The sequence below is a fragment of the Microbacterium sp. 22296 genome, assembly GCF_052045385.1.
Taxonomy (GTDB): Bacteria; Actinomycetota; Actinomycetes; order Actinomycetales; family Microbacteriaceae; genus Microbacterium.
Genome location: NZ_JBQEOS010000003.1, coordinates 358,826 through 382,132 on the forward strand (window position 1 = coordinate 358,826; position 23,307 = coordinate 382,132).

Sequence of the window (23,307 nt, forward strand, 5' to 3'; positions counted from 1 at the left end):
CGCGAACGATCGACGTCGGATGGGGGGATCGACGGGGGTTCCCCACGACCGTAAACGATGGGCATACGGTTTTCCCAGACTTATACATTTCGATCTGGTGAACATCGGTCCCTCGACTGATGAAACCGGGTTCCACTCCGTGCGCGTCGTCCGGAAGGTCCCGAATGCCATGCCCCCGCCCCGGAGGTCGACCGGCGCCGCGCCGCGCTCGGCGTCGACTCCCCCCGCCGGAAACGACGAAGACCCGGATGCCACTGGCATCCGGGTCTTCGTGTATCGCGTTACCGCGACCGCGTGAAGCGTGATTACTTCAGGGTCACCGTGGCGCCGGCGGCCTCGAGGGCCTCCTTGGCCTTGTCGGCGGTCTCCTTGTTCGCGCCCTCGAGCACGGCCTTGGGAGCGCCATCGACGACGGCCTTGGCCTCGCCGAGGCCGAGCGAGGTGAGCTCGCGGACGACCTTGATGACCTGGATCTTCTTGTCACCGGCGGCCTCGAGGACGACGTCGAACGAGTCCTTCTCCTCGACCTCTTCGGCGGGGGCGGCGCCACCGGCGGCGGGGCCGGCCACGGCCACGGGGGCGGCAGCGGTGACGTCGAAGGTCTCCTCGAACGCCTTGACGAACTCGGACAGCTCGATGAGCGTGAGCTCCTTGAACGCGTCGAGCAGCTCTTCGGTGCTGAGCTTAGCCATGTTGTATCTCCTTGATCGGGTTAATCAGCCGGGCCGGGTCAGGCCGCGGTGTCCTGCTTCTCGCGCAGCGCGTCGACCGTGCGAACGGCCTTCGACGGAAGCGCCTGGAAGACGTATGCCGCCTTGGTCATCGTCGCCTTCATCGCACCGGCGAGCTTCGCCAGCAGGACTTCACGGCTTTCGAGATCGGCGAGCTTGTTGACCTCAGCAGCGGTCAGGGGGGCGCCATCGAAGTAGCCGCCCTTCACCACGAGCTGAGGGTTAGCCTTGGCGAAGGCACGCAGGCTCTTCGCGACGGCGACGGGGTCGCCGTGCACGAACGCGATGGCGGACGGGCCCTTGAGCTCGTCATCCAGTCCCGTGACCCCCGCGTTGGACGCGGCGATCTTGGTCAGCGTGTTCTTCACCACGGCGTAATCCGCGTCCTGACGGATGTCGTTGCGCAGCTGCTTGAGCTGGGCAACCGTCAGACCGCGGTACTCGGTCAGCAGAACGGCGGTCGAGTTCTCGAAGTTCTTCGTGAGCTCGGCGACCGATGCATCCTTCTGCGCCATGGCCACTCCTTGTGTGTACGAGGCGCTCCGCGATGGCGGGGCGCCGGCCGAAGACACCGGGTCTGGGCAAAAAGAAGAGCTCCGGCGCAGGCGCACGGAGCTCGGATTCCCTCTCGGGAGGAGTTCAAGTGACCTGCGTAGGTTCTCTGCTTCTCAGCAGACGCTTCGACCGAAGTGCAAGCACTCCGATAACCGACGGTCTTTGGCTTGGACCCCACTGTACCCGACCGTCGCGTCCGTCGCCAATCGGCCCGCCCCGCCCCGCCCCGGCCGCGACTGCCCTCGACGTCGAGATGACTCGCGTTCACCGAGATGACGCGGCATTCGCGCGAATCGCGGGTCATCTCGTGCATCTGCGGTCATCTCGGCGACCCGGCGGGGCCGGTGGCGGGCGCGCCATGCGCTCAGTGCGGAGGGCGTACGCCGAAGGCCGCGAGGCGGGCGGCCAGTGCCTCGGGTGTCCGAACGTCTTCGAAGCCCCCTCGGCACAACCTCCACTGCGTCGTGCCCCGGATCCAGTCCTCGCGGCGCTTCTCGTCGAGCAGGACCCTCTCGACAGATCGTCCACCGCGCATCGCGGCATCCCGATATTTGACCTCGCCGTCGAACTCCCAGAACGTCCGCACGTCGCGCAATCCGATGTCGACGAAGTAGTCGGCCCCTCGCGGCCCGGCGACGGCGACCTGAAGGTCGATCTGCTGAAATCCGATGCGGTGCAACTGCAACCGGCTGATGCTTTCGCCGGGCAGCTCGGCGCGACCGTCTGCGAACTCGATCACCCAGCGCGCGCGACGGACGCCTCGTCGACCCGACGCCTGGTCTGCTCGTCGGCGCAGGCGCTCCCTCCATCGCTCCTGAGCCGCAGCATCGAATCGGCGCGCCGACACCGTCTCGCGTCGCAGCGCCGCGTCCGCGCAGGCCAGCGCCATTTCAAGCGAAGCCGTGCGGGCGACATCGAACACGGTCCGGTCGACGCTGGTGCAGGTGACACCCTCTACCGACACGACATCGTCACCGGGGAGCGCATCGAGGTGGCGTCGCAGCCCGTCGCGGCTGGATCCACCGACGCGACCTGCGAGCGTCACCTCTACCGCGCGGTCGCCGAATCGGTACTGCGGCAACCCGTGAAGGACCGCCGCAGAGAGGTGAGAAACCACCGCCGACCCGCCGCGCATGCACCTCGACGCCGCATGCACGGCAATCCTGTGCCGCTCCGCCGGCGGCCGCGCGAGATACACCTCTCGATCGACGTAAGCGCCGGATTGCAGCCGGAGCCATGGTCCACCCCGTGACGCGAGCGCCAGAACACCCGCGGGCACGCCGCGGGAGAGCAGGTCTTCACGGGTGAAGAGCCCGTCGCTGAAGCCCCACGCCTGCCGCTCTTCCCGCCCCATCCGTCGATGCTGCGGCATCCTCGGTCCCGCGCGCTGACCCCCGCCCGAATCTGTGGACCCCGTCCCCCACCCCCTCCCCCGTGGAGGAGGGCTCGCGCCCGGTCACACCTGCGCCGAGATCACACCCGTTCGCCGAGATGACCCACCATGTCCATCAACCGCCGGTGATTTCGCGAAGCGCCGGTCATCTCGGCGCCTGCAGGGCACACCGCGGGCGGCGCCGACAGGCCACCGCGGAGAACAGCAGCTCAGGAGACGCGCGGCTCGGGCAGCAGCGCCCGGGTCATGCGCACGATGCGCGAGGGCGTGCGCGCGCCCAGCCAGACCGTGCAGATCGGGTCGTCACCGCAGGCCCACTCCGCGCACCAGGCGTGGATCGCCTGCGCGAGACGTTCGCCGCGCGGACGGAGCCCGCCGTCGAGCGACCGGTCGAGCCAGCTCACCCGGCCCTCGCGGGCGTCGATGATGCCGACCTGAGCGGACCCGCACACCTCCACCAGCACCGTCAGGTGCGCTGCGGGCGACAGGGCGGCGGCGATGCGCCGCATCTCGGGAAGGTTCCGCGCGTCTCCGCCGAGCAGCACCGCCCCCTCGAGATCGCACCAGCGGCCGCCGTCGGGGCGGCGCAGCGGACCGGTATCCGGATTCATGCCCATCAACTTAGGACACCCTTACCTCGACCACAAGGCCCCGGATGCCGACGCGCCGAGCTTCGCCTCCGGTCCACGCGCGAGCGGGGTTAGGGTCGAACGCATGTCCCCCGAGTTCGTCGCGTCTCGCAGCGCCGACCTCGACGCACGCATCGTCGCCGACTCGCGCGACCGGGTGGCCTGGATCCGTGCGCGGTCCCGCGGGATCACCGCCACCGACGTGGCGACTCTCACGAGCCCGAACGCGATCTCGCGAGCGGCGGATGCCAAGCTCATGGGCTCGAACTTCTCGGGCAACGCCTTCACGGCGCACGGCCGTCGACGCGAGCCCGAGATCGCCGCCTGGGTGGCCGCGACGCACGGCATCCGCCCCTCGTCGGCGCTGTATCACGCGGTCGTCGAGAAGAGGCACCTGGCGACCCCCGACGGCGTCGTCGTCGACGGGGAGGGTCGCGTGATCCTCGCCGAGATCAAGACCACCAACAAAGCGTGGCGCTCGATCCCCCGCACGTACATGCGGCAGATCTGGTGGCAGCAGCACGTCCTCGGGGCGGAGCGCACCCTCGTGGCGTGGGAGCAGCACGACGGCTTCGTCCCCCTGCACGACGAACCCCGCTGCCAGTGGATCGACCGCGACGAGCGCGAGATCGGCAAGCTCGTGAACCTGGCGACATCCCTCATCGACGAGCTCTACCGCCGCACGATGCAGGCGCGGCAGCCGCGCCCCGAGCCCGTGCGCCCCGAACCCACCGAGAGGTACCGCGCACTCGCGCTCCTCGATTAATAGTTGACGCAAGTCAAACATCAGGCGTATCGTTGACATCAGTCAACTAATCGCGCCAGCGTCGTCGCGGCATCCGTCCCCCACGTGGAGTTCCGCATGACAACCGTTTCCCCTGAGACCGCCGCGCCGCGGCGCGTGCTCCCGGCCCTCATCGGGCTGCTGCTCGGCACCTTCGTGTCGATGCTCGCCTCGACCGTCGTCTCGACGTCGCTGCCCGTCATCGTGCACGACCTGTCGGGCGACCAGAACGCCTACACCTGGGTCATCACCGCGACCCTGCTCACCACCGCGATCTCGACCCCCATCTGGGGCAAGCTCGCCGACCTGTTCAACCGCAAGGTGCTCATCCAGGTCGCGATCGCGATCTTCGTGCTCGCCACCGCCGCCGCCGGCTTCTCGCAGAACACCGACATGCTCATCGGCTTCCGGGCCGTCCAGGGCCTCGGCGCCGGTGGCCTCGCGGCCCTCAGCCAGGTCATCATGGCCGACATCATCAGCCCGCGCGAGCGCGGTCGCTACATGGGCCTCTTCGGTGCCGTCATGGCCGTGGCCACGGTCGGCGGCCCCCTCCTCGGCGGTGTCATCACCGATGCGTTCGGCTGGCGGTGGAACTTCTTCGTCGCCCTCCCCTTCGCGGTCGCCGCTCTGCTCATCCAGCAGCGCACGCTGCACTTGCCGGTCCGCGCGAAGCGCAAGGTGAAGATCGACTACGTCGGCATCGTCCTGCTGTCCACCGCTGTGTCGCTCCTGCTCATCTGGGTGACCAACGCCGGCTCCTCCTACGAGTGGGCCAGCGTCGAAACGGCTCTCATGGTCGGCGGGGCCGTCCTCGCCGCCGTCCTGTTCGTCGTCGTCGAACTGCGCTCCTCGGAGCCGCTCGTGCCCCTCACGCTGTTCCGCGACGCCACCTTCACCCTCGCCACGATCGCCTCCATCGCGACGGGACTGGCGATGTTCGGCACCTCGGTGTTCCTCAGCCAGTACATGCAGATGGCCCGCGGAGCCACGCCCACCGAGGCGGGCATCATGACCATCCCCATGATCGGCGGCCTCCTGGTGTCCTCGATCGTCGTGGGTGCGCTCATCTCGCGCTTCGGCACCTGGAAGCCGTTCCTCATCGCGGGTGGGGCGCTGCTCATCGCGGGCTCGTTCCTGCTGTCGACCATCCACTACGACACGAACTTCGCCCTCGTCTCGCTTTACATGGCCCTGCTCGGCGCGGGCGTCGGCATGACGATGCAGAACCTCGTCCTCATCGTGCAGAACACCGCCGACCCCGAACAGATGGGTGCGGCGAGCTCGGGAGTGACGTTCTTCCGCAGCCTCGGCGGCACCATCGGCGTCTCCGTCATGGGTGCCGCTCTCGCCAGCATGGCGGCGAGCCTGTTCGCGGACCGCGCAGCCGACCTGCAAACGGCGATCATGGGGCTCGGCGCGAACGGCGCGGCTGTGGCCGAGTCGCTGCAATCGGGCACGATCCCGCAGGTCTCGGCCCTCCCCGAGACCGTCCGCGTCATCGTCGAGGACATCTACGCCCAGGCCATCGCGCACTCCTTCCTCATCGCGGTGCCCGTCGCCGTGGTCAGCCTCATCGCCATCCTGTTCCTGCCGAATCGGCCGCTCACCCGCATGACCACGAGCGAACGCGTGGCGGCCAGCGAAGCCGACCTCGCCACCGTCTCGGTCCCCGCGGCCATGGCCACCCTCTCCGCGACCGGGTCGGTGCGCACCCTGCAGGCCGACGCCGGCACCCTCTCCGCCACGGGTTCGGTGCGCACCCCGGATGCCGCAGGCTCCCGCGGCACCCACCGCAGCGCCGAGATGGGAGAGGATGGCTGACGTGATGAGCGACGTGACCGATGACCGCCGGGAGGCCGTACAGGCCCTGGAATCGTCGTTCTCGGAACTCATGACCGTGTTCCGCCGCTTCGTCTCCGAGGCGGCGGAGCGCGTGAGTCCCGGAATGCTCCCGGCCACGTTCAAGGCGCTCTCCGTCGTGAGCCGTTTCGGACCGCTGACACTCTCGGCCCTGGCCGAGCGTCTGGCCGCCGACAAGGGATTCCTCAGCCGGTCGATCACCGAGCTCGAGGAGCTCGGGCTCGTCACCCGCACCCCCGACCCCAACGACGGCAGATCGCGCCTCATCGCCGTCACCGAACTCGGTCATCGCCGTCTCGCCGACGCCCGGGCCCCGCACGAGAGCCGGCTCTTCGAGGCGATCGCCGACTGGTCGATCGACGACATCCGCCACCTCTCGACGCTGCTGCACGCGCTGGCCGTGGGCGAGGTCCCCGTCCGGGACTGACGGCTCAGCGGTGTCGGCCGCTGTCGCGGCCCGGGCGGGCGCGCGACCGCCGCGGTGATCGCTCGAGAAACGCGGTTCGCGGCGAGAAACCGCGCGACGAGGCGTTTCATCGAGCGGGCCGCGTTTCTTGCGGCGCGAATCCCATGCCTCGGGCAGACGGGATGCCACTCGGCGCGGGCTTCGCGACACGGTGACGGGAGCGAAACACCGTCGAGACAATGACGCGCTTGACTGGGCTGGCCGGGGCGGAGCCGCCTCGACTGCGAACACCCCGCGAGAGAGAGCGCCCGATGAGATTCCGATCGACGCGTCCCGAGACCGCCCCGCACCCCGCTCCGGCGGTGCCCGAGACGATGCGGTCGGCGGTCTTCGACGCGCCCGGCTCAGCCGACGTGCTGCACATCGCCGAGACCGCGGTGCCGCGGCCGGTGCTGAGCGAGGTGCTCGTGCGAGTGGTCGCGGCGGGTATCAACCCCATCGATGCCAAGACGCGCGCCGGACGCGGGATGGCGGCATCCATCGACTCCTGGCCCGCGGTGCTCGGGCTCGACGTCAGCGGTGTCGTCGTGCGCGCCCCGTTCGACGCGCATCCGTTCCCGGTCGGCACGGAGGTCTACGGCATGGCAGCCGTCCCCCGCACCGCCGGCACATACGCCGAGTACGTCGTCGTCCCGACCCTCTCGCTCGCCCGCAAGCCCCTCTCCCTCTCGCACGTCGAGGCCGCGGGGGTGCCGGTCGCCGCCCTCACCGCCTGGGGAATCGTCGTCGAGACGGCGCTCGCCCATCAGGGGCAGCGCATCCTCATCCACGCGGGCGGCGGCGGAGTGGGACACTTCGCGGTGCAGTTCGCCTCGTACTTCGGCGCGCACGTCATCGCCACCGGGTCCACGCGCAATCTCGCGTGGCTCCGCGAGCTCGGTGCGGCGGAGGTGGTCGACTACACCTCGACGCGGTTCGAAGACGTGCTGGACGACGTCGACGTGGTCATCGACCTCATCGGCGATGTCGCCGACGACACCGGCACCCGCTCGCTCGAGGTCCTCCGCCCGGGCGGCCTGCTGATCGAGGTCCCCACCGGTGCGTGGCCCGGGTTCCGCGAGGCGGCGGCGGCTCGCGGCATCCGCTGCACCGATTACAAGACGATCCCCGACGGCAGCGCTCTCGCCACCATCGCGCGCCTCTTGGATTCCGGCGCCGTGCGGGTCTACGTCGACCGCGTGTTCGACCTGGCCGAGGCGGCAGCCGCGCACGCCGAGCTCGAACGCGGGCACACCCGCGGCAAGATCGTGCTGCGGGTCGGCGCCGACTGACGTCACGCCGCGAGCACGCGGCGCCCCTCGCTGACGATCTCGTCGGCGACGTCGTCGAGCAGCGCCGAGGTGAGGTTCCACTGCTGCCAGAACAGCGGCACGTCGACGGGGTCCTCGCCCAGGCGCACGAGCGCGCCGGCCACGAGGCCCGCCGCGGACTGGAAGCCCGGCAGCAGCCCCCACCCCAGCCCCAGTTCGATCGCCGTGGCGAAGTCCTGGGATGCCGGCACGCGGTGCCGCGGGGGCCCCGCTGCGGCCACACCCCGACGGGCGAGCCAGCGCGACTGGAGGTCGTCGCGTCGGTCGAAGTCGACCACCGGCGCCGCGCCGAGCGCGTCCGGGTCGGCGCCGGAGGGGAACCACCGCGCCGCGAAGCCCGCCGTGGCCACCGCCTCGTAGCGCAGCACCCCCAACCGCCGCACGCGGCACCCGGCGACCGGGGCTTCTCGCGACGTGACGGCGGCCATCACCGTTCCGGATTCGAGCAGTCCCGCCGTGAAGTCCTGGTCGTCCCGGTGCAGGTCGAACACGACAGGGCGGCGCGCCGCGACGCGGGCCAGTGGGGGCAGGAACCAGGTGGCCAGCGAGTCGGCGTTCACCGCAAGGGGTACGGATGCCACCGACCCGCCCTCCGCCCCCATCGCGGCGAGCGCGTCGTGCTCCAGCAGCGAGAGCTGGCGCGCGAGCCGCACCACGGCGTCCCCCGCCTCGGTGGTGCGCACGGGCTTCGAGCGGACGAGCACGACCCGTCCGAGCTGATCCTCGAGAGCGCGTACGCGCTGACTCACCGCGGAGGGAGTGATGTGCAGACGACGGGCGGCGGCATCCAGGGTCCCTTCCTCCACCACGACGGCGAGGGTGCGGGCCAGGTCGAGCGGAACGGACATGAAGCGATGCTAACGGTCCTTCAGAATCCTGAGCTGGCCTTGTGCTCGACGTCGCTCTAGCGTCGGAACGTGCTCACTCCCCTGCTCGCCGGCCTCGGCCTCGGCTTCTCACTCATCATCGCCATCGGCGCCCAGAATCTGTTCGTCCTGCGACAGGGCGTCCGGCGCGATCACCTGCTCGCGGTCGTCGCGGTGTGCGCGCTCTCCGACGCCGTGCTGATCCTGCTCGGTGTCTCGGGGATCGGTCTCGTGCTGCAGGCCGTGCCGTGGCTGATCGTCGTCGTGCGCTGGGCGGGGGCCGCGTTCCTCGTCGGGTACGGCGCGCTCGCGGCGCGGCGCGCCCTGCGCCCCAGCGGCGAGACCCTGCGGGTGACCACCGCGACCTCCTCGTCGACGGGTGCCGGAAGCACCGCGCTGCGCACCCGTACGACGCTCACCGCCACCGTGTTGACGTGTCTCGCGCTCACGTGGCTCAACCCGCACGTCTACCTCGACACCGTCTTCCTGCTCGGTTCCGTGGCATCCACCCACGGCGACGGCCGCTGGGCGTTCGCGGTCGGCGCCTGCATCGCGAGCCTCGCCTGGTTCTCGGCGCTGGGTTTCGGCGCCCGCTACCTCGGACGGTGGCTCGACACTCCCCGCGCGTGGCGCATCCTCGACGCGGTCATCGCCGTGGTGATGTTCGCGATCGCACTCTTACTCGTGCTGCCGCACTGACGCGGGCGGGGTCGCGGCTCCGCGCTCCTCGGGGCGCGGTGGAGGGGTCCGATGCGCGATCACCCGTATGGGCGCGGTCAGCCGCTCGGGGCGGCACACGCATGCCCCGAAGCACCGAATCCGCCCCGAACCCGTGGACGCGACCGCCCCGTCCGAGAGAATGACGCCATGCGAGCAGTGACGATCACGGTGCGCGGGCGAGTGCAGGGCGTCGGCTTCCGCTACGCCCTGCAGAACGAGGCGCAGCGGGCGGGCGCCCGTGGCTGGGTGCGGAACCGTGGGGACGGCTCGGTCGAGGCGCTCATCGCGGGTGAGGCGACGACCGTCGACACCGTGGTCGCCTGGGCCCGCGTGGGGCCGCCGTCAGCGAGGGTCGACCGCGTCGACGCCGTGGACAGCAGCGAGACACCTCCCGACGGTTTCGACATCCGCGCGACGGCCTGATCGGACGCCGCGTGCGCCAGCGGGTTCGCGAACGCGGATCCCACGGTCGGAACCGCGCGAGATCGGCACCATCGTGCGAGGTGCCGGCGGAAGCGGAGCGGTCAGCCGGGAACGCCGGCGCGCAGCTCGGCGAGGACCGCCGCGGCGTCGTCGAGACGCGCGAGCGCGGCCGACTGCCCCGCCCACAGCGACACGAGATCGGCGTCGCCCGACGCGGTCGCCGCCGCACGGAACACCCCCGTGAGCCAGTTCTGCGCGGGAAAAGGCGCGACCATGCCCGACGTCTCGAGCTCGCGCATCGCGCGATTCGGGATGCCACGAGCCAGCCGTCCGCTCATCGCCCGCGTCAGGACCGTGTCGGTGTCGGTGGAGGTGGCGATCGCCACGCGGTGGCCCTCCGTCGCGGCGGACTGCCGGGTGCGGAGGAACGCCGTACCGACCTGGACGCCCGCGGCTCCCAGCGCGAAAGCGGCCGCCACCCCCCGACGGTCGGCGATGCCCCCTGCCGCGATCACCGGGATGCCCACGGCGTCGACGACCTGCGGCACCAGCGCGAAGGTTCCGACGAGCGAGTGCGCGGGGTCGCGCAGGAAAGACACCCGATGTCCCCCGGCCTCCGACCCCGTCGCGACGACGGCGTCGACGCCCGCGGCCTCGAGTGCCACCGCCTCGGCGACCGATGTGGCGGTTCCGACGACCGGGATGCCGAGGGAGTTCGCGCGGGCGAGGGTGTCGGCATCCGGAATTCCGAAGACGACGCTCAGCACGTCGGGGCGGGCATCGAAGACCGCGTCTAGCTGGGCGGCCAGCGTCGGCATGAAGGTTGCCGGGGGCACGGGCGGGGTGACACCCGCGGCCGCGAAGAGCGGCGCGGCCGCGCGAAGGAAGGGGACGATGTCGACGTCCGCGGGGGCGACCTCGTCGCCGCGGGGCCACCACAGATTCACCGCGATCGGGCCCGACGTCGCCGAGCGCAATGCGGCGACCGTGTCGCGGATGCGTTCGGGCGTATAGCCGTACAGCCCGAACGACCCCAGGCCGCCGCCGTCACTGACCGCCGCGGTCAACGCGACCGACGAGAGGCCGCCGAACGGACCGAGCACGACCGGTGTGTCGATTCCGAGCAGATCTTCGAGGCGTCGCATGCCCCGACGCTACTGCGCGCGGGGATGGTCGCGCGGAGGGTTTCTCCGTCGGCGACTCTTGCGGCCTCACGCCGCGGCCGGTATCAGGACTCGTCGCTCGCCGCCGGGTCGGGACCGTCGAGGGGACGCAGCAAGCGATCGAGGAAGCGACGCGTACGCTCCTTCTTCGGCTGCCGCAGAATCTCCGACGGGGCTCCGCGCTCGACGATCACGCCCTCGTCGAAGAACAGCACCTCGTCGGCCACCTCGCGGGCGAAGCCGAGCTCGTGGGTGACGATGACCATCGTCCACCCCTCGTTCGCGAGTTCGCGCAGCACCGTCAGCACCTCACCGACCAACTCGGGGTCGAGGGCACTGGTGGGCTCGTCGAACAGCAGCAGCTGCGGCTCGAGCGCGAGCGCGCGCACGATCCCGACCCGCTGCTGCTGACCACCTGACAGTTCGGACGGGTAGGCGTCGCGCTTCTCCGACAGACCGACACGCGCCAGCAGCCGCTCGGCCCGCTCCACGGCCTGGACCCGGGGGACGCCGTGCGCGTGCACCGGCCCCTCGATGACGTTCTGGATGACCGTCAGGTGCGGGAACAGGTTGTGGTGCTGGAACACCATCGCCGAACGGTCGCGCAGCGCCGTCCGATCGCCCTTGGTCACCTTCGTGTCGAAGTCGACGCGTGGCCCTCCCTCGAACGACACGACTCCGGCATCCGGGGTCTCCAAACCGTTCAGGCAGCGCAGCACCGTCGTCTTGCCCGACCCGGAAGGCCCGATCAATACCAGGACGTCGCCGCGACGCACCTCGAGATCGACACCGGCGAGCACGCGATTCGACCCGAAGCTCTTCTTGAGCCCGGCGACCTGCAGGAGGGGATTCTCAGTGGGCGACATGGCGATCCAACCTCTTCTCGAGGGCGTTCTGCCCGAACGACAACACCAGGCAGAACAGCCAGTAGATGAGCGCGGCCTCCAGATACACCGCCATGAACTCGTACGAGAAGGCGGCGATGTTCTGGGCCTGACGGAACAGTTCCGAGACCAGGATGAGGGATGCCAGTGAGCTGTCCTTCACGAGCGAGATGAACGTGTTCGACAGGGGCGGCACCGACACGCGCGCCGCCTGCGGCAGGATGATGCGTGTCAGCGTCTTGGCAGGCGAGAGACCCACGGTGTGTGCAGCCTCCCACTGTCCGCGGGGAACCGAGAGGATGGCCGCGCGGATGACCTCGGCGGCGTACCCGCCGACGTTCAGCGAGAAGGCGATGACGGCTGCGGGAAACGGGTCGATCGTGATGTTCAGCGACGGCAGACCGTAGAAGATCACGAAGAGCTGCACCAGAAGAGGTGTGCCGCGGATGATCGAGATGTAGAACCGGGCGATGCCCGACAGCACGACGTTGGGCGACAACCGCAGCAGCGCCATGAACAACGCGATCACGAGACCGATCGCGAACGACGCCAGCGACAAGGGGATGGTGCCTCGCAACCCCGCCAGCACCATCGGCCAGAACGAGTCGAGCATCAGGGTCCAGATGTCGTTCATGGGCCTCCTTCCTCCGCCGGGCGCACCGCCCGGATCCTGCCCGCGCGCGCTCGCGCACACGCCGACGCGGACCGACCGACTCCCACGCTAGGGGCGGGAGCCGGTCGATCCGCGGGGCTTTACAGCGGGTCCTTACTGCGTGACGTCTGCGCCGAAGTACTTCTCGCTGATCTCCGCGAGCGTGCCGTCGGCGCGCAGCTCCTCGAGCGCGCCGTCGACGGCCTGAGCGAGGGCATCTTGGCCCTTCTTGAAGGCGAACGCGCTCTCCGAGGTGTCCTCGGTCTCGGCGGCGATCTTCAGGCCCGTCGGGCTGTTCGTCTTCTCGTAGTCGAGGTAGGTGAGTTGGTCGTTGACCGTGGCATCCACGCGGCCTTGCTTGAGCAGGGCGACGGCCTGGGCCCAGCCCTCGACGGCCTCGACCTGCGCGCCGCTCTCGGTCGCCAGTTCGTACCAGTTGCTCGTCAGCGACTGCGCGGTGGTCTTGCCCGACAGATCGGCGAAGCTCGCGATCGAGTCGTCGGTGTCGGTGGTCACGACCACGCCGCGCGACACGGTGTACGGGGTGCTGAAGGTGTACTTCTCTTCACGTTCGGGGTTGATCGACACCTGGTTGGCGATGACGTCGAAGCGTCCCGCGTCGAGACCGGCGAAGATGGCATCCCACTGGGTCTCCTCGAACTTCACCGGGAGACCGAGCTTCTCGCCCACGGCCTGGGCGATCTCGACGTCGAAGCCGGTGAGGTCGCCCGCGCCCTCGTGGTACGAGAACGGACGGTAGGTCCCCTCGGTGGCGACGGTCAAGGTGCCGTCCGAGACGAGACCGTATTCGGACCCCGCTCCCGGGGTGGCTCCGGGAGTCGCACCGCCGCTGCAGGCGGTCAGCGCGAGGGCGCTCAGGCCCAGGGTGGCGGCGAGGACGGTCAGACGGCGACGGGGCATAGCTGTTCCAGACATGGTGATGGGGGGGTGGCGCGATCGGCGCCCTCAAGCAGAACACGGGCGCGCACCGGTCTCTTCCCGGATGACGCTGTGTTGCACATTCGTGCGGGATCGGAGACGCGCTCGGAGTGAAGGCCCCTGAGCCCGTCGGAGGGACCGGTGCCCGACAACGCCCGGAGCGGAGGTTCTCGCGCCCGTCGATGGGACCGGTGCGGGCGCCGCCCGCTCGGCCGGGGCATACAGAAGCCCCGCCGGCTCGAGGCTCGGCGGGGCTTCCGGATGACGCAGGCGTCAGGCGATGACGTTGACGTCCAGCGGGATGCCGGGACCGAAGGTGGTCGAGACGGCGCCCTTCTGGATGTAGCGGCCCTTCGAGCTGGACGGCTTGAGGCGGACGATCTCCTCCAGCGCGGCCTTCAGGTTCTCGTCGAGCTGCTCGGCCGAGAACGACGCCTTGCCGACGACGAAGTGCACGTTGGCGTGCTTGTCGACGCGGAACTCGATCTTTCCGCCTTTGATCTCCTCGACGGCCTTGGCCGGGTTGGGGGTCACGGTGCCGGTCTTGGGGTTCGGCATGAGGCCACGGGGTCCGAGGACCTTACCGAGGCGTCCGACCTGGCCCATGAGCTCGGGCGTGGCGACGGCGGCGTCGAACGACGTGTACCCGCCCGCGACCTTCTCGATCAGCTCGGCGCCACCGACCTCGTCGGCGCCGGCGGCGAGGGCCGCCTCGGCCGCGGGGCCGTTGGCGAAGACGATGACGCGCGCGGTCTTACCCGTGCCGTGGGGCAGGATGACCGTGCCGCGGACCATCTGGTCGGCCTTACGGGGGTCGACCGAGAGCTTCAGCGCGACCTCGACGGTCGAGTCGAACTTCTTCGAGCCGGTCTCCTTCGCGAGGGCGACGGCCTCGGTCGGGGTGTAGAACGTGTCGGCCGCGATCTTCTCAGCAGCGGCGCGGAATGCCTTGGACTTGGTAGCCATTGTTATCTCCCTCAGTCCTCGACCGTGATGCCCATGGAACGGGCGGTGCCGGCGATGATCTTCGAGGCGGCCTCGATGTCGTTCGCGTTCAGGTCGGGCTGCTTCGTGGTGGCGATCTCGCGGACCTGCTCCTTGGTCAGCTTGCCGACCTTGGTGGTGTGCGGGGTGGGCGAACCCTTCGCGAGGCCGGCGGCCTTCTTGATGAGCTCTGCAGCCGGGGGCGTCTTCAGGATGAACGTGAAGCTGCGGTCCTCGTAGACGGTGATCTCGACGGGGATGACGTTGCCGCGCTGGGCCTCGGTCGCCGCGTTGTACGCCTTGCAGAACTCCATGATGTTGACGCCGTGCTGACCGAGCGCCGGACCGATCGGCGGCGCGGGGTTGGCCGCGCCCGCCTTGATCTGGAGCTTGATCAGGCCGGTCACCTTTTTCTTGGGTGCCATATCCTTTTCCTCTCTCGAGCGAGGGCCTTGCGGCTCCCTCTCTCCCGCACACCCGGCGGTTCCGGGCAGCGGTCGTCGCGCGCCGAAGCACGCAACCTTGCCATTGTACGCGACATCGCGCCCTCCGGCATCCATCGCCTTCCGTCCTCACGCCGCACCCCGTCCTCGCGGCGGCGCTCCGTCCCCGCGGTGCTCCGTCCTCGCCGCGGCGCTCCGTCCTCGCGGCGGCGCTCCGTCCTCGCGGCTCTGTCCGGCGCGGTCGCGTGTGCGCGTTCTCGCCGCGGCGCTCCGTCCTCGCCGCGGTCGTCCTCGCGGCTCTGTCCGGCTCGGTCGCGTATGCGCGTTCTCGCCGCGGCGCTCCGTCCTCGCCGCGATACTCCGTCCTCGCGGCTCTGTCCGGCGCGGTCGCGTGTGCGCGTTCTCGATCATGAGAAACGCTATCGACGGGATGAAACAGGGCAACACGACGTTTCTCCCACTGGATCGCGTTTCTCGACCCGTGTAGCTGACGTCAGGCGGTGGTGCAGCGCAGGTCGTTGTCTCACGAGAAACGCGATCGGCGGGCGGAAACGGCGTGTCAGGACGTTTCTCCCCGCACGTCGCGTTTCTCGGGGATATCGAGGCTCGGGGGGTGAGCTGGGGACGAGGTTATCCACAGGGGGCCCGGATCGCGGTCGCGGGCGTGCGATCCTCGGCGCATGGAGACGTCCGCGCGCCCGCAACCGGCACCGCTACCGCTGATACGAGCGGTCGACGCGGCGCAGGGCGGACACTACCCGCACGCTGACAGATCGCTACGGCGGGTACGGTCCGGCATCTACGTCGAGCGGATCGGGTGGGAGTCCCTGCCCGAATGGGATCGATACCTCGTCCGAGTGCACGCGTATGCGATCGCCCACCCCCGCGCCGTCTTCTCGCACGAGTCAGCCGCGGCACTGCTGGGGTTGCCACTCTTCGGCCACCCCCGCATGATCCATCTTTTCGACGCGCGACGATCGAAGTCGTTGGTGCACGGCGACGTCGTGGCACACACGAGTCTCGACTCGAGAGCGACGATCGAGGTCAGTGGTATCCGCGTGACGACGGCCGCGGACACCGCGATCGACCTCGTGCGCTGCCTGCCCCCGGCACTGGGACTGGCGGTGACGGACGCCGCGATCCGTCTGCACGGAGCGACTCTGCACCGACTTCGCGAGATCGCCGACGGTCAGCGGAGCATCCGCGGCCGACGGCGGCTCCAATGGGTTCTCGAATCGGCCGACGGCGGCGCGGAATCCGCGGCCGAGTCCATCAGCCGCGCCGTCGCTCTGTGGTGCGGGTTCCCGGCGCCGATCCTGCAGGCTGAGCACCGCCTGGGGACCAGGCGCTACCGGTCCGACCTGTGCTGGCCCGAGTTCCGCGTACTCGGCGAGGTGGACGGCTGGGGCAAATACTCCGCCGGCGACTCGCCCGAGACGGTGCTGCGCGACGAGAAGCGCCGCGAAGACGCCCTCCGCCGGATCGGGTGGCGTATCGCGCGATGGGAGTACGCCGACGCGCTCGGCGTCGACGGCCTGCGCAACGCTCTGCTGGCGGCAGGGCTCCCGGTCACCGGCGCCCCCGACTCCGCGAACCTCCGCACCATCGCTCGCAACCCGCGCTCGTGGTGACGCACGCCCGCGGGCTCCACGCACACCGGCCGGCTCCACGCACGCCGGCGTCCACTGCCGATTCGCACGTCCGCAGGCTCGGTGCGTGCCGTCGGGTGGAGCAACGAGCTGCGGTGATGCGCTGCGGCGATCGAATGAGCACCGAGAAACGGCATCCGCGGGCAGAAACAACACGACAACGCGTTTTCCCCCGCAGATAGCGTTTCTCAACGGTCCGCCCTACGCCCATCCACGCATCCCGCCGCGGCGCCCTCACGCTCAGGCGACCTCACGCTCCGCACGCGCTGACACCCCCACGCGCCTCTCTCACGCGCTGCGAGAAACGGCATCCGTTCGCAGAAACAACACCGGAACGCGTTTCTCCCCGCCAATAGCGTTTCTCCGACGGTCCGCCCCACGCCCATCCGCGCATCCCGCCGCGGCGACCTCACGCGCCGCACGCTGCGACACCCCGACGCGCCTCTCGCACGCGCTGCGAGAAACGGCATCCGTTCGCAGAAACAACACGACAACGCGTTTCTCCCCGCGGATAGCGTTTCTCAACGGTCCGCCCCACGCCCATCCGCGCATCCCGCCCCGGCGACCTCACGCGCCGCACGCTGCGACACCCCGACGCGCCTCTCTCACGCGCTGCGAGAAACGGCATCCGTTCGCAGAAACAACACGACAACGCGTTTCTCCCCGCAGATGGCGTTTCTCGGCGAACCAACCCACGACGCGAACCAACCCACGGCGCGAGCCAACCCACGGCGCGGGCCAACCCACGGCGCGGGCGAACCCACGGCGCGAGCCAACCCACGACGCGAACCAACCCACGGCGCGAGCCAACCCACGGCGCGGGCGAACCTACGGCGACGGGACGAGGAGCGGACGAAACGGCGAACGCCCCGCGCGACGTGAGCCGGGCGGGGCGTTCGGGCGACGCGAGGGCGTCAGACCATCTTGGTGACCTGGTCGAACGAGAGCTCGACGGGGGTCTCGCGCTCGAAGAGCGACACGAGGACCGTGAGCTTGCCGCTCTCGGGCTTGATCTCGCTGATCGTGCCGGGAAGACCCGCGAACGAGCCCTCCTTGATCGTGATCGTCTCGCCGGTCTCGAAGTCGACCTCGGCGGGGATGACGCGCTGAGCCGTTGCCGAGCCCTTGGCTGCGCCGGCCTTGGCGGGAGCGGACTCCTTGACCTCGACCAGACTCTTCAGCATGTTGAACGCCTCATCGAAGCGCAGCGGCGTGGGGTTGTGGGCGTTGCCCACGAAGCCGGTCACACCGGGGGTGTGGCGCACGACCGACCAGGTGTCTTCGTTGAGGTCCATGCGCACCAGCACGTAGCCGGGGATGCGCACGCGGTTGACCATCTTGCGCTGGCCGTTCTTGATCTCGACGACGTCCTCCATGGGGACCTCGACCTGGTAGATGTCGTCTTCGACCTCGAGCGTCGACTTGCGCTGCTCGATGTTGGCCTTCACCTTGCGCTCGAATCCGGCGTAGGAGTGGATGACGTACCACTTGCCCGGCAGCGACCGCAGTTCGGTGCGGTACGCCTCGTAGGGGTCGGCGTCTTCGTCGTCCTCGGAGTCGAGGTCGGTGGGGGCGTCGGCGGCGGACTCGCCGGCCTCGACCTCGTCGACCACGCTCGTTGCGGCGGAGACGTCGTCGACGAAGTCCTCGTCGAGCACGGGCTCGTCGGGTTCGCCGTTGACGTCGGGGCCGTCATAGGGGGTGACCTCGTCAGCGGCCTCGGCGGCCTCTTCGGCCTGCTCCTCGGCGAGGGAGTCGTTCAGCACCTCGGCTGCCGCCTCGGCCTCGCTGGTCTCGTCGATCTCGAGAGCGTCGTTCACGATCGCGTCCGCCTCCGGGTCGGTGATGTCGATGTCGCTGAGGTCGGCGTCGTCGACCTCGTCTTCGTCGTCCACGATGTGCACGGCGGAGTGCTCGGCCGAGTCGGAGGCGCGCTCCTGGGACTCGAGCACGTTGCCCTCCTGGGCTTCGTCGTCCTCGCTGGACTGCTCCGCTGCCGTCGCCCAATCGGCGTCGTCGACATATCTTTCAGACACTGTGATCTCTTCCGTTCAGAGGCGGCCGCTCTTGGCGCCGCACGTCCGCACGAACGCCGGTCAGGCGCCGGCGGTACCGGGGACGCCGAAGACGGCGGTGGTGATCCACACGAACAGCACGTCGAGGCCATAGACGATCGCCATCATGACGACGACGAAACCGAGGACCACGGCGGTGAACTTCAGCAGTTCCTGCCGCGTCGGCGTGACGACCTTGCGGAGTTCTGCGAAGACCTGACGGATGAAGAGGGCGATCCGCGCGAAGAAGTTCAGCTTCTTCTCACGGGGGGCGCCGCGCTCGGCGACGATCTCGCCGCTCGCCTCGTCCTGCGTCATCGAACCACCTTGGTCTGTGTCTGTGCCAGCGTGCGCTGTGCGCAGGGCGGACAGGAATCGAACCTGCAACCTGCGGTTTTGGAGACCGCTGCTCTGCCAATTGAGCTACCGCCCTAAGATCCCGAGGGATCCGGGGTGCGAAACCGGCGCGCTTCCGCCTGGAATTCCTCGGGGAGGGATGCCGTGTACCCGGGGGCACAGCGAAAGAGTGCAGATTTCGACTGCACTGCCCAGTCTATGTCATGTGCTGCAGCCTGGCGAACCGGACGACACCGACCGGCCGCCGCCGCCCACTCCGAAGTGGCCGACGGCGACCGGTCGGGTCGAGCCTCACAACGTCTGGCGCATCACCACCGCGTAGTCCGTGAAGGACTGGCCGGGGGTGCCCGTCGCCAGCCGGACCTCGACCTTGTCGCCCGGCGCGAAGGTGCCGCGCGGCGTGACGATCACGGCGGCTCCGTCGTTGCGGGACGCCAGGTAGTACCGATGACCGTTCCAGGTCTCGCCGACGTATTTCCCGTTGACGAAGATCATCACGCGCCGGGTGGATGCCACCACCGAGGCGGGCAGGGCGACCTCGACGTTCCCCGACTTCGTCCGCTGCACACGCGGGGGTGCGCCGTTCAATGCTGCCCGGACGATCGTGGTCGTCTTCACCGTCGCACCCCACCCGGGAACACCGGCGTGAGTCCCCACCCGCACGACCGCGCCGGGATCGACACGGGCGAACACGGAGACCGACTTGTCGGCGTTGATCCGCATGCCGAGGTAGTAGGCGTGACCGTCGTACATCTCGCCCGCGTATTTCTCGTCGGCCCAGATCATCAGCCGGGTCCGGGAGAAGAAGAGGTCATGGCTCACGGTCAGGGTCACCAGGCCGTCCACGGCGGACAACTGCTGCACGCCCGCATCGGCATCCACCGGGGTGCTCGAGGGAGACGGCGCCGGCTTCCCGGGAACCGACGGGGACGGCGACGGCTTCGCGGGAACCGACGGCGACGGGGACGGCGACGGCTTCGGAGCCGACGGCGACGGGGACGGCGACGGCTTCGAGGGCACCGATGGCGACGGCGACGGTTTCGGGGCCAGCACGGAGGTCACGGTCGCGCTCGAACTGCGAGCGGTCGCGTAGCCGTTGCGCGTGGACGAGCCGTCCTCTTTCGACACCTGGAGGACGCCGACGACCTGCCCGTTCAGCAGCACGGGTGCTCCGAGGTCTGACACCGTTGCACGACTCGCGCTGGTCCGCACCATCAGCAGGTCTCCGCCGCCGAGCTGGTCACGCTCGGTCGAATCCGCCGCACCGTCCACGACGATGGCGACGGGGTCGGCCGGGCTCCCCGCCGAGTACAGCTGGAGCGATTGTCCGACGGGGACGACACTGGTCGTGTCGATCTTCGGATAGGAGCCGAGCGGAACCTTCTGGGAGAGGTGGACCATGCGCACTCCCCCGGAGGGCGAGTCGACGATCCGGTCGACGCCCGCGTCCATGCCGGGCCCGTCCTTCGTCGAATAGTGCACGGATTTCGCCCCGCACTGCGTGGCCGTGATCACCCAGGAGTCGGACACCGCCGTTCCCGTACACACGTGATCGCCGTCGTTGACGGTCGTGAGCCACGCGACGGAAGCGGTCGGGGCGGCGCGGCGGGCGCGTTCGTTCGCGCGAGCGACGGGACTGCTGTCGAGACAGATCTTCTGCGTGGAGCGGTCATCGCAGACGAAGAGCTGGCTGCGCTTGCCCGCCGAATCCTTCGCCGGGAAGGTCGCCGTCGCCTGGTCGGTCCATCTCTGGTTCGTGTCCTTCGCCACGAAGGTGATCGTCCCCGTGATCGAGCGAGTCAGCTGGGCGTAGGCGATCCAGGCCACCCCGTTGGCCGGAACCATCGCCGTCACCGTCTGCGCGAGCGCCTGCGTGTCGGTCCAGGCCTTGCCCACGTTCCACGACTGCTCGACCGTCCACTCGGTCTTGGCGAAACCCTCGATGCCCGCCGCGAACTTCACCGAGTACTTATAGGTGTAGCCGAAGCTGGTGGTCACCGATTTCGACTCCGAGAGCTGGATCGTCGTCGGCACGGGGGTCTGCGTGAAGTTGTACGCCGGCCTCCCGATGGGCTCCGGGGCCGTGAGGGCGGGTTCCGAGGTCGCACCGGCGAGGTAGGAGCACGTCACCCACTTGCCTTGGTCGCACTGTCCGGACGCCCACCGCGTCGCCCGGGCCTGTACCGCGCCGGTGATCTCGGCATTGCGGGACTTGTCCCACCCCTCGAAGTACGCATGCTGACGGAAGATCTCGCTGCTGCGGCACGAGTGCAGCTCCATCGCGGAACGCGGCGGCCACACCCGACGAATCGTCTCGGTGCAGCGATCGTCCGCCGTGCCGTCGTTCTTTCCGACACGACGCAGGACGAAGGTGTTGTCGTCGGAGTTCTGGAAATACCAACGCTGCCCGGTGGCTCCCGTGCAGGGGACGGCGCGGAGCTCGTCATGGTCGTCCGCCGACACGCAGTGGTCACGGGCGTCGCGGATGTAGACCGATCCGTCGCCGACGTCCTGGAAGTTGAAGCGGGAGTCCTCGGTGCGATCGCCCCACCACACGGCATCCTGATAGGGCCGCGACTCCCACACGGCTCCCCAGGACGCGTTGATGACGACATCGCACACGTCGTAGGCGCACGTCGTCGCCGTGTCTGCGTGCGCCGCCGGCGCGGCGGAGACGACGCCGGCCGAGAGGATGACGACCAACGCCGACAGAGTCGCCAGCGCCCTCCAGATATGAGCGATCAGTGGTCGGATGAACATGCGAACCCTCCTCAGGAGGCACGCCACCGCGGCGAGCCGGACACACGATGGCACCCGCTCTCCGACCGATCGCGCGGCCCCGCTCTCCGGGCCCACGGAAATCCGGGCGTGGAAGGATTCTCGACACGAGTCGGTTACCGCACGTCCACCGCAGGATCGCCCGCGGTCTCGCCTCGCCGGCGGATTCGCGTCCTATCCGCAGCACGACGCGAAGAGAGGAGCGGAGGCGCGTCCGGCGCTCCCGCTCCCCTCTTCGCCTCAGGCCGTGCGGATGAGCTTCTTGTTCACGAACTCGTCGGCCGCGAGCAGGCCCATCTCGCGCGAGGTGCCGCTGCGCTTGACCCCGCCGAAAGGGAGCTCGGGCGAGTCGGCGAGCACGACGTTCACATAGACCATGCCGGCCTCGATCCGGTCGGCGATGCGCTGCGCCTGCTCGGCATCCGTGGTGAAGACGTAGGAGCCGAGCCCGTAGCCGGTGCCGTTGGCGATCTCGATCGCCTCCTCCTCGTCGGCGACCCGGTAGACGGTGCCGACGGGGCCGAAGAACTCCTCGCCGTACGCGTCCATGTCGGGCGTGATGCCCGAGAGCACGGTGCCGGGGTAGAACGCCCCGTCGCGCGTGCCGCCGACCTCCACCGTCGCGCCCTGGGACACGGCGCGCTGCACCTGCTCGTCGAGGCGCTCGGCTGCCGCGAGCGACGACAAGGGCCCCAGGACGGTGTCCTCGGCGAACGGGTCGCCGACCTTCGCCTCACCGAGGGCCGCGGTGAACTTCGACAGGAACGCGTCGTAGAGGTCGTCGATCACGATGAAGCGCTTGGCGGCGTTGCACGACTGGCCGTTGTTGTCGAGGCGTGCGTCGACGGCAGCCTGCACGGTGGCATCCAGGTCATCCGTGGACAGCAGGATGAACGGGTCGGACCCGCCGAGTTCGAGGGCGACCTTCTTGAGGTTGCGGCCGGCGATCTCGGCGACGGCGGCACCGGCGCGCTCCGAGCCGGTGACCGACACGCCCTGCACGCGCGGGTCGGCGATGATGGTCGCCGCCTGGTCGTTGGTCGCGCGGATGTTGACGTAGGCACCGTCGGGCAGCCCCGCGTCGCGGTAGATCGCCTGCAGTGCCTCGGCCGACTCGGGGCACTGGGGGGCGTGCTTGAGCAGGATCGTGTTGCCGACGGCGAGGTTCGGGGCGGCGAAACGGGCGACCTGGTAGTAGGGGAAGTTCCACGGCATGATGCCGAGCAGCACGCCCAGCGGCGAGCGGCGGATCACCGCCGTGCCCTCGCCCAGGATGTCGAGCGGGCTGTCGCCCGTGATCTTGTCGATGTTGTCGGCGTAGTACTCGGTGATGTCGGCGGCGAAGTCGACCTCGCCGAGGGCCGCCTCGAGCGGCTTGCCCATCTCGCGGACGATGATCGCGGCGAGGTCGTCGCGGCGCTCGCGGTGCAGCTCGGCCACGCGGCGGAGCGCGTCGGCCCGGCCGGCCGGTGCGGTCCGCGACCAGGTGCGGTAGCCCTGGTGGGCGGATGCCAGGGCGTCCTCGACTCCGGCGTCGGTCAGCGTGTCGTACTCGGCGAGGGTCTCTCCCGTTGCGGGGTTGACGACGGCGTAGTCGCTCATGGTGCTCCTTGTCGTTTCGATGTCAGGACGTGCGGCGGCGCTGGCGGGCCTGTCGACCCAGGGTC

General features: G+C 69.5%; 22 protein-coding genes and 1 tRNA gene. 7 read left to right on the forward strand and 16 right to left on the reverse strand.

What is annotated here, in order from left to right; all coding sequences use genetic code 11:
• Positions 1 to 305: 305 nt before the first annotated feature.
• The 4 genes from rplL to ACTJJP_RS08090 form a co-directional block, all read right to left on the reverse strand.
• Positions 306 to 692 carry a 50S ribosomal protein L7/L12 gene (gene rplL / locus ACTJJP_RS08075; RefSeq protein WP_058232706.1) on the reverse strand — a complete coding sequence of 129 codons (387 nt, stop codon included), beginning with the start codon at positions 690 to 692 and terminating at the stop codon, positions 306 to 308.
• A gap of 38 nt (positions 693 to 730) precedes the next feature.
• Positions 731 to 1,246 (reverse strand): 50S ribosomal protein L10, encoded by a 516-nt coding sequence (gene rplJ, locus ACTJJP_RS08080; RefSeq protein WP_058232707.1) that lies wholly within the window; start codon positions 1,244 to 1,246, stop codon positions 731 to 733.
• A 404-nt stretch (positions 1,247 to 1,650) separates the two neighbouring features.
• Complete coding sequence (locus tag ACTJJP_RS08085; protein WP_440774502.1) at positions 1,651 to 2,403, reverse strand: hypothetical protein; 753 nt, start codon at positions 2,401 to 2,403, stop codon at positions 1,651 to 1,653.
• A gap of 485 nt (positions 2,404 to 2,888) precedes the next feature.
• Positions 2,889 to 3,290, reverse strand: coding sequence for a hypothetical protein (locus ACTJJP_RS08090; RefSeq protein WP_440774503.1), 402 nt, complete (start codon positions 3,288 to 3,290; stop codon positions 2,889 to 2,891).
• A 103-nt stretch (positions 3,291 to 3,393) separates the two neighbouring features.
• On the opposite strand from ACTJJP_RS08090, the gene ACTJJP_RS08095 reads away from it, so the two are divergent.
• The 4 genes from ACTJJP_RS08095 to ACTJJP_RS08110 all read left to right on the forward strand — a co-directional run bounded on the left by ACTJJP_RS08095 (position 3,394) and on the right by ACTJJP_RS08110 (position 7,689).
• Entirely contained in the window at positions 3,394 to 4,074 is a 681-nt protein-coding gene (locus tag ACTJJP_RS08095; RefSeq protein WP_440774504.1) for a YqaJ viral recombinase family protein, read from the forward strand.
• A 96-nt stretch (positions 4,075 to 4,170) separates the two neighbouring features.
• A complete protein-coding gene (locus ACTJJP_RS08100) occupies positions 4,171 to 5,913 on the forward strand; it encodes an MDR family MFS transporter (RefSeq protein WP_440774505.1) in 1,743 nt (580 codons plus the stop codon).
• Between the two features lie 4 nt (positions 5,914 to 5,917).
• Complete coding sequence (locus tag ACTJJP_RS08105) at positions 5,918 to 6,379, forward strand: MarR family winged helix-turn-helix transcriptional regulator (RefSeq protein ID WP_440774506.1); 462 nt, start codon at positions 5,918 to 5,920, stop codon at positions 6,377 to 6,379.
• A 290-nt stretch (positions 6,380 to 6,669) separates the two neighbouring features.
• Complete coding sequence (locus tag ACTJJP_RS08110) at positions 6,670 to 7,689, forward strand: NADP-dependent oxidoreductase (RefSeq protein ID WP_440774507.1); 1,020 nt, start codon at positions 6,670 to 6,672, stop codon at positions 7,687 to 7,689.
• 2 nt (positions 7,690 to 7,691) lie between these two features.
• On the opposite strand, the gene ACTJJP_RS08115 is transcribed toward ACTJJP_RS08110, so the two are convergent.
• A complete protein-coding gene (locus tag ACTJJP_RS08115) occupies positions 7,692 to 8,576 on the reverse strand; it encodes a LysR family transcriptional regulator ArgP (protein ID WP_440774508.1) in 885 nt (294 codons plus the stop codon).
• A gap of 69 nt (positions 8,577 to 8,645) precedes the next feature.
• Between ACTJJP_RS08115 and ACTJJP_RS08120 the strand changes: the two genes are divergently transcribed.
• Positions 8,646 to 9,293, forward strand: coding sequence for a LysE/ArgO family amino acid transporter (locus tag ACTJJP_RS08120; RefSeq protein WP_440774509.1), 648 nt, complete (start codon positions 8,646 to 8,648; stop codon positions 9,291 to 9,293).
• A gap of 168 nt (positions 9,294 to 9,461) precedes the next feature.
• A complete protein-coding gene (locus tag ACTJJP_RS08125; protein WP_440774510.1) occupies positions 9,462 to 9,737 on the forward strand; it encodes an acylphosphatase in 276 nt (91 codons plus the stop codon).
• Between the two features lie 101 nt (positions 9,738 to 9,838).
• On the opposite strand, the gene ACTJJP_RS08130 is transcribed toward ACTJJP_RS08125, so the two are convergent.
• The 6 genes from ACTJJP_RS08130 to rplK all read right to left on the reverse strand — a co-directional run bounded on the left by ACTJJP_RS08130 (position 9,839) and on the right by rplK (position 14,784).
• Positions 9,839 to 10,882 carry an NAD(P)H-dependent flavin oxidoreductase gene (locus tag ACTJJP_RS08130; protein ID WP_440774511.1) on the reverse strand — a complete coding sequence of 348 codons (1,044 nt, stop codon included), beginning with the start codon at positions 10,880 to 10,882 and terminating at the stop codon, positions 9,839 to 9,841.
• A gap of 83 nt (positions 10,883 to 10,965) precedes the next feature.
• Positions 10,966 to 11,766, reverse strand: coding sequence for an amino acid ABC transporter ATP-binding protein (locus ACTJJP_RS08135; RefSeq protein ID WP_440774512.1), 801 nt, complete (start codon positions 11,764 to 11,766; stop codon positions 10,966 to 10,968).
• Positions 11,753 to 12,418: an amino acid ABC transporter permease gene (locus ACTJJP_RS08140; protein ID WP_440774513.1), complete on the reverse strand. Its 666-nt coding sequence runs from the start codon at positions 12,416 to 12,418 to the stop codon at positions 11,753 to 11,755. Before ACTJJP_RS08140 ends, ACTJJP_RS08135 begins: the two co-directional genes overlap by 14 nt.
• 132 nt (positions 12,419 to 12,550) lie before the next feature.
• Positions 12,551 to 13,357 (reverse strand): amino acid ABC transporter substrate-binding protein, encoded by an 807-nt coding sequence (locus tag ACTJJP_RS08145; RefSeq protein ID WP_440774514.1) that lies wholly within the window; start codon positions 13,355 to 13,357, stop codon positions 12,551 to 12,553.
• A gap of 291 nt (positions 13,358 to 13,648) precedes the next feature.
• Positions 13,649 to 14,341, reverse strand: a complete 693-nt coding sequence (gene rplA, locus ACTJJP_RS08150; protein ID WP_440774515.1) for a 50S ribosomal protein L1 — start codon at positions 14,339 to 14,341, stop codon at positions 13,649 to 13,651.
• Positions 14,342 to 14,352: 11 nt separating this feature from the next.
• Complete coding sequence (rplK, locus tag ACTJJP_RS08155; protein WP_058232721.1) at positions 14,353 to 14,784, reverse strand: 50S ribosomal protein L11; 432 nt, start codon at positions 14,782 to 14,784, stop codon at positions 14,353 to 14,355.
• Positions 14,785 to 15,482: 698 nt separating this feature from the next.
• Between rplK and ACTJJP_RS08160 the strand changes: the two genes are divergently transcribed.
• A complete protein-coding gene (locus tag ACTJJP_RS08160) occupies positions 15,483 to 16,433 on the forward strand; it encodes a hypothetical protein (protein ID WP_440774516.1) in 951 nt (316 codons plus the stop codon).
• A gap of 932 nt (positions 16,434 to 17,365) precedes the next feature.
• On the opposite strand, the gene nusG is transcribed toward ACTJJP_RS08160, so the two are convergent.
• The 5 genes from nusG to ACTJJP_RS08185 form a co-directional block, all read right to left on the reverse strand.
• Complete coding sequence (gene nusG, locus ACTJJP_RS08165) at positions 17,366 to 18,487, reverse strand: transcription termination/antitermination protein NusG (RefSeq protein ID WP_440774517.1); 1,122 nt, start codon at positions 18,485 to 18,487, stop codon at positions 17,366 to 17,368.
• 60 nt (positions 18,488 to 18,547) lie between these two features.
• Positions 18,548 to 18,823, reverse strand: a complete 276-nt coding sequence (secE, locus tag ACTJJP_RS08170; RefSeq protein ID WP_183420560.1) for a preprotein translocase subunit SecE — start codon at positions 18,821 to 18,823, stop codon at positions 18,548 to 18,550.
• 42 nt (positions 18,824 to 18,865) lie between these two features.
• Positions 18,866 to 18,938, reverse strand: a tRNA-Trp gene (locus tag ACTJJP_RS08175).
• 215 nt (positions 18,939 to 19,153) lie between these two features.
• Positions 19,154 to 21,622 (reverse strand): hypothetical protein, encoded by a 2,469-nt coding sequence (locus tag ACTJJP_RS08180; protein WP_440774518.1) that lies wholly within the window; start codon positions 21,620 to 21,622, stop codon positions 19,154 to 19,156.
• A gap of 258 nt (positions 21,623 to 21,880) precedes the next feature.
• Positions 21,881 to 23,242, reverse strand: a complete 1,362-nt coding sequence (locus ACTJJP_RS08185; protein WP_440774519.1) for an NAD-dependent succinate-semialdehyde dehydrogenase — start codon at positions 23,240 to 23,242, stop codon at positions 21,881 to 21,883.
• Positions 23,243 to 23,307 lie beyond the last annotated feature (65 nt).

Excerpts from the sequence above, each read along its gene's own strand:
- rplL (WP_058232706.1), bottom strand. The coding sequence starts at position 692 with ATGGCTAAGCTCAGCACCGAAGAGCTGCTCGACGCGTTCAAGGAGCTC.
- rplJ (WP_058232707.1), bottom strand. The coding sequence starts at position 1,246 with ATGGCGCAGAAGGATGCATCGGTCGCCGAGCTCACGAAGAACTTCGAG.
- ACTJJP_RS08090 (WP_440774503.1), bottom strand. The coding sequence starts at position 3,290 with ATGAATCCGGATACCGGTCCGCTGCGCCGCCCCGACGGCGGCCGCTGG.
- ACTJJP_RS08095 (WP_440774504.1), top strand. The coding sequence starts at position 3,394 with ATGTCCCCCGAGTTCGTCGCGTCTCGCAGCGCCGACCTCGACGCACGC.
- ACTJJP_RS08100 (WP_440774505.1), top strand. The coding sequence starts at position 4,171 with ATGACAACCGTTTCCCCTGAGACCGCCGCGCCGCGGCGCGTGCTCCCG.
- ACTJJP_RS08105 (WP_440774506.1), top strand. The coding sequence starts at position 5,918 with ATGAGCGACGTGACCGATGACCGCCGGGAGGCCGTACAGGCCCTGGAA.
- ACTJJP_RS08110 (WP_440774507.1), top strand. The coding sequence starts at position 6,670 with ATGAGATTCCGATCGACGCGTCCCGAGACCGCCCCGCACCCCGCTCCG.
- ACTJJP_RS08115 (WP_440774508.1), bottom strand. The coding sequence starts at position 8,576 with ATGTCCGTTCCGCTCGACCTGGCCCGCACCCTCGCCGTCGTGGTGGAG.
- ACTJJP_RS08125 (WP_440774510.1), top strand. The coding sequence starts at position 9,462 with ATGCGAGCAGTGACGATCACGGTGCGCGGGCGAGTGCAGGGCGTCGGC.
- ACTJJP_RS08130 (WP_440774511.1), bottom strand. The coding sequence starts at position 10,882 with ATGCGACGCCTCGAAGATCTGCTCGGAATCGACACACCGGTCGTGCTC.
- ACTJJP_RS08135 (WP_440774512.1), bottom strand. The coding sequence starts at position 11,766 with ATGTCGCCCACTGAGAATCCCCTCCTGCAGGTCGCCGGGCTCAAGAAG.
- ACTJJP_RS08140 (WP_440774513.1), bottom strand. The coding sequence starts at position 12,418 with ATGAACGACATCTGGACCCTGATGCTCGACTCGTTCTGGCCGATGGTG.
- ACTJJP_RS08145 (WP_440774514.1), bottom strand. The coding sequence starts at position 13,357 with ATGCCCCGTCGCCGTCTGACCGTCCTCGCCGCCACCCTGGGCCTGAGC.
- rplA (WP_440774515.1), bottom strand. The coding sequence starts at position 14,341 with ATGGCTACCAAGTCCAAGGCATTCCGCGCCGCTGCTGAGAAGATCGCG.
- rplK (WP_058232721.1), bottom strand. The coding sequence starts at position 14,784 with ATGGCACCCAAGAAAAAGGTGACCGGCCTGATCAAGCTCCAGATCAAG.
- ACTJJP_RS08160 (WP_440774516.1), top strand. The coding sequence starts at position 15,483 with ATGGAGACGTCCGCGCGCCCGCAACCGGCACCGCTACCGCTGATACGA.
- secE (WP_183420560.1), bottom strand. The coding sequence starts at position 18,823 with ATGACGCAGGACGAGGCGAGCGGCGAGATCGTCGCCGAGCGCGGCGCC.
- ACTJJP_RS08180 (WP_440774518.1), bottom strand. The coding sequence starts at position 21,622 with ATGTTCATCCGACCACTGATCGCTCATATCTGGAGGGCGCTGGCGACT.
- ACTJJP_RS08185 (WP_440774519.1), bottom strand. The coding sequence starts at position 23,242 with ATGAGCGACTACGCCGTCGTCAACCCCGCAACGGGAGAGACCCTCGCC.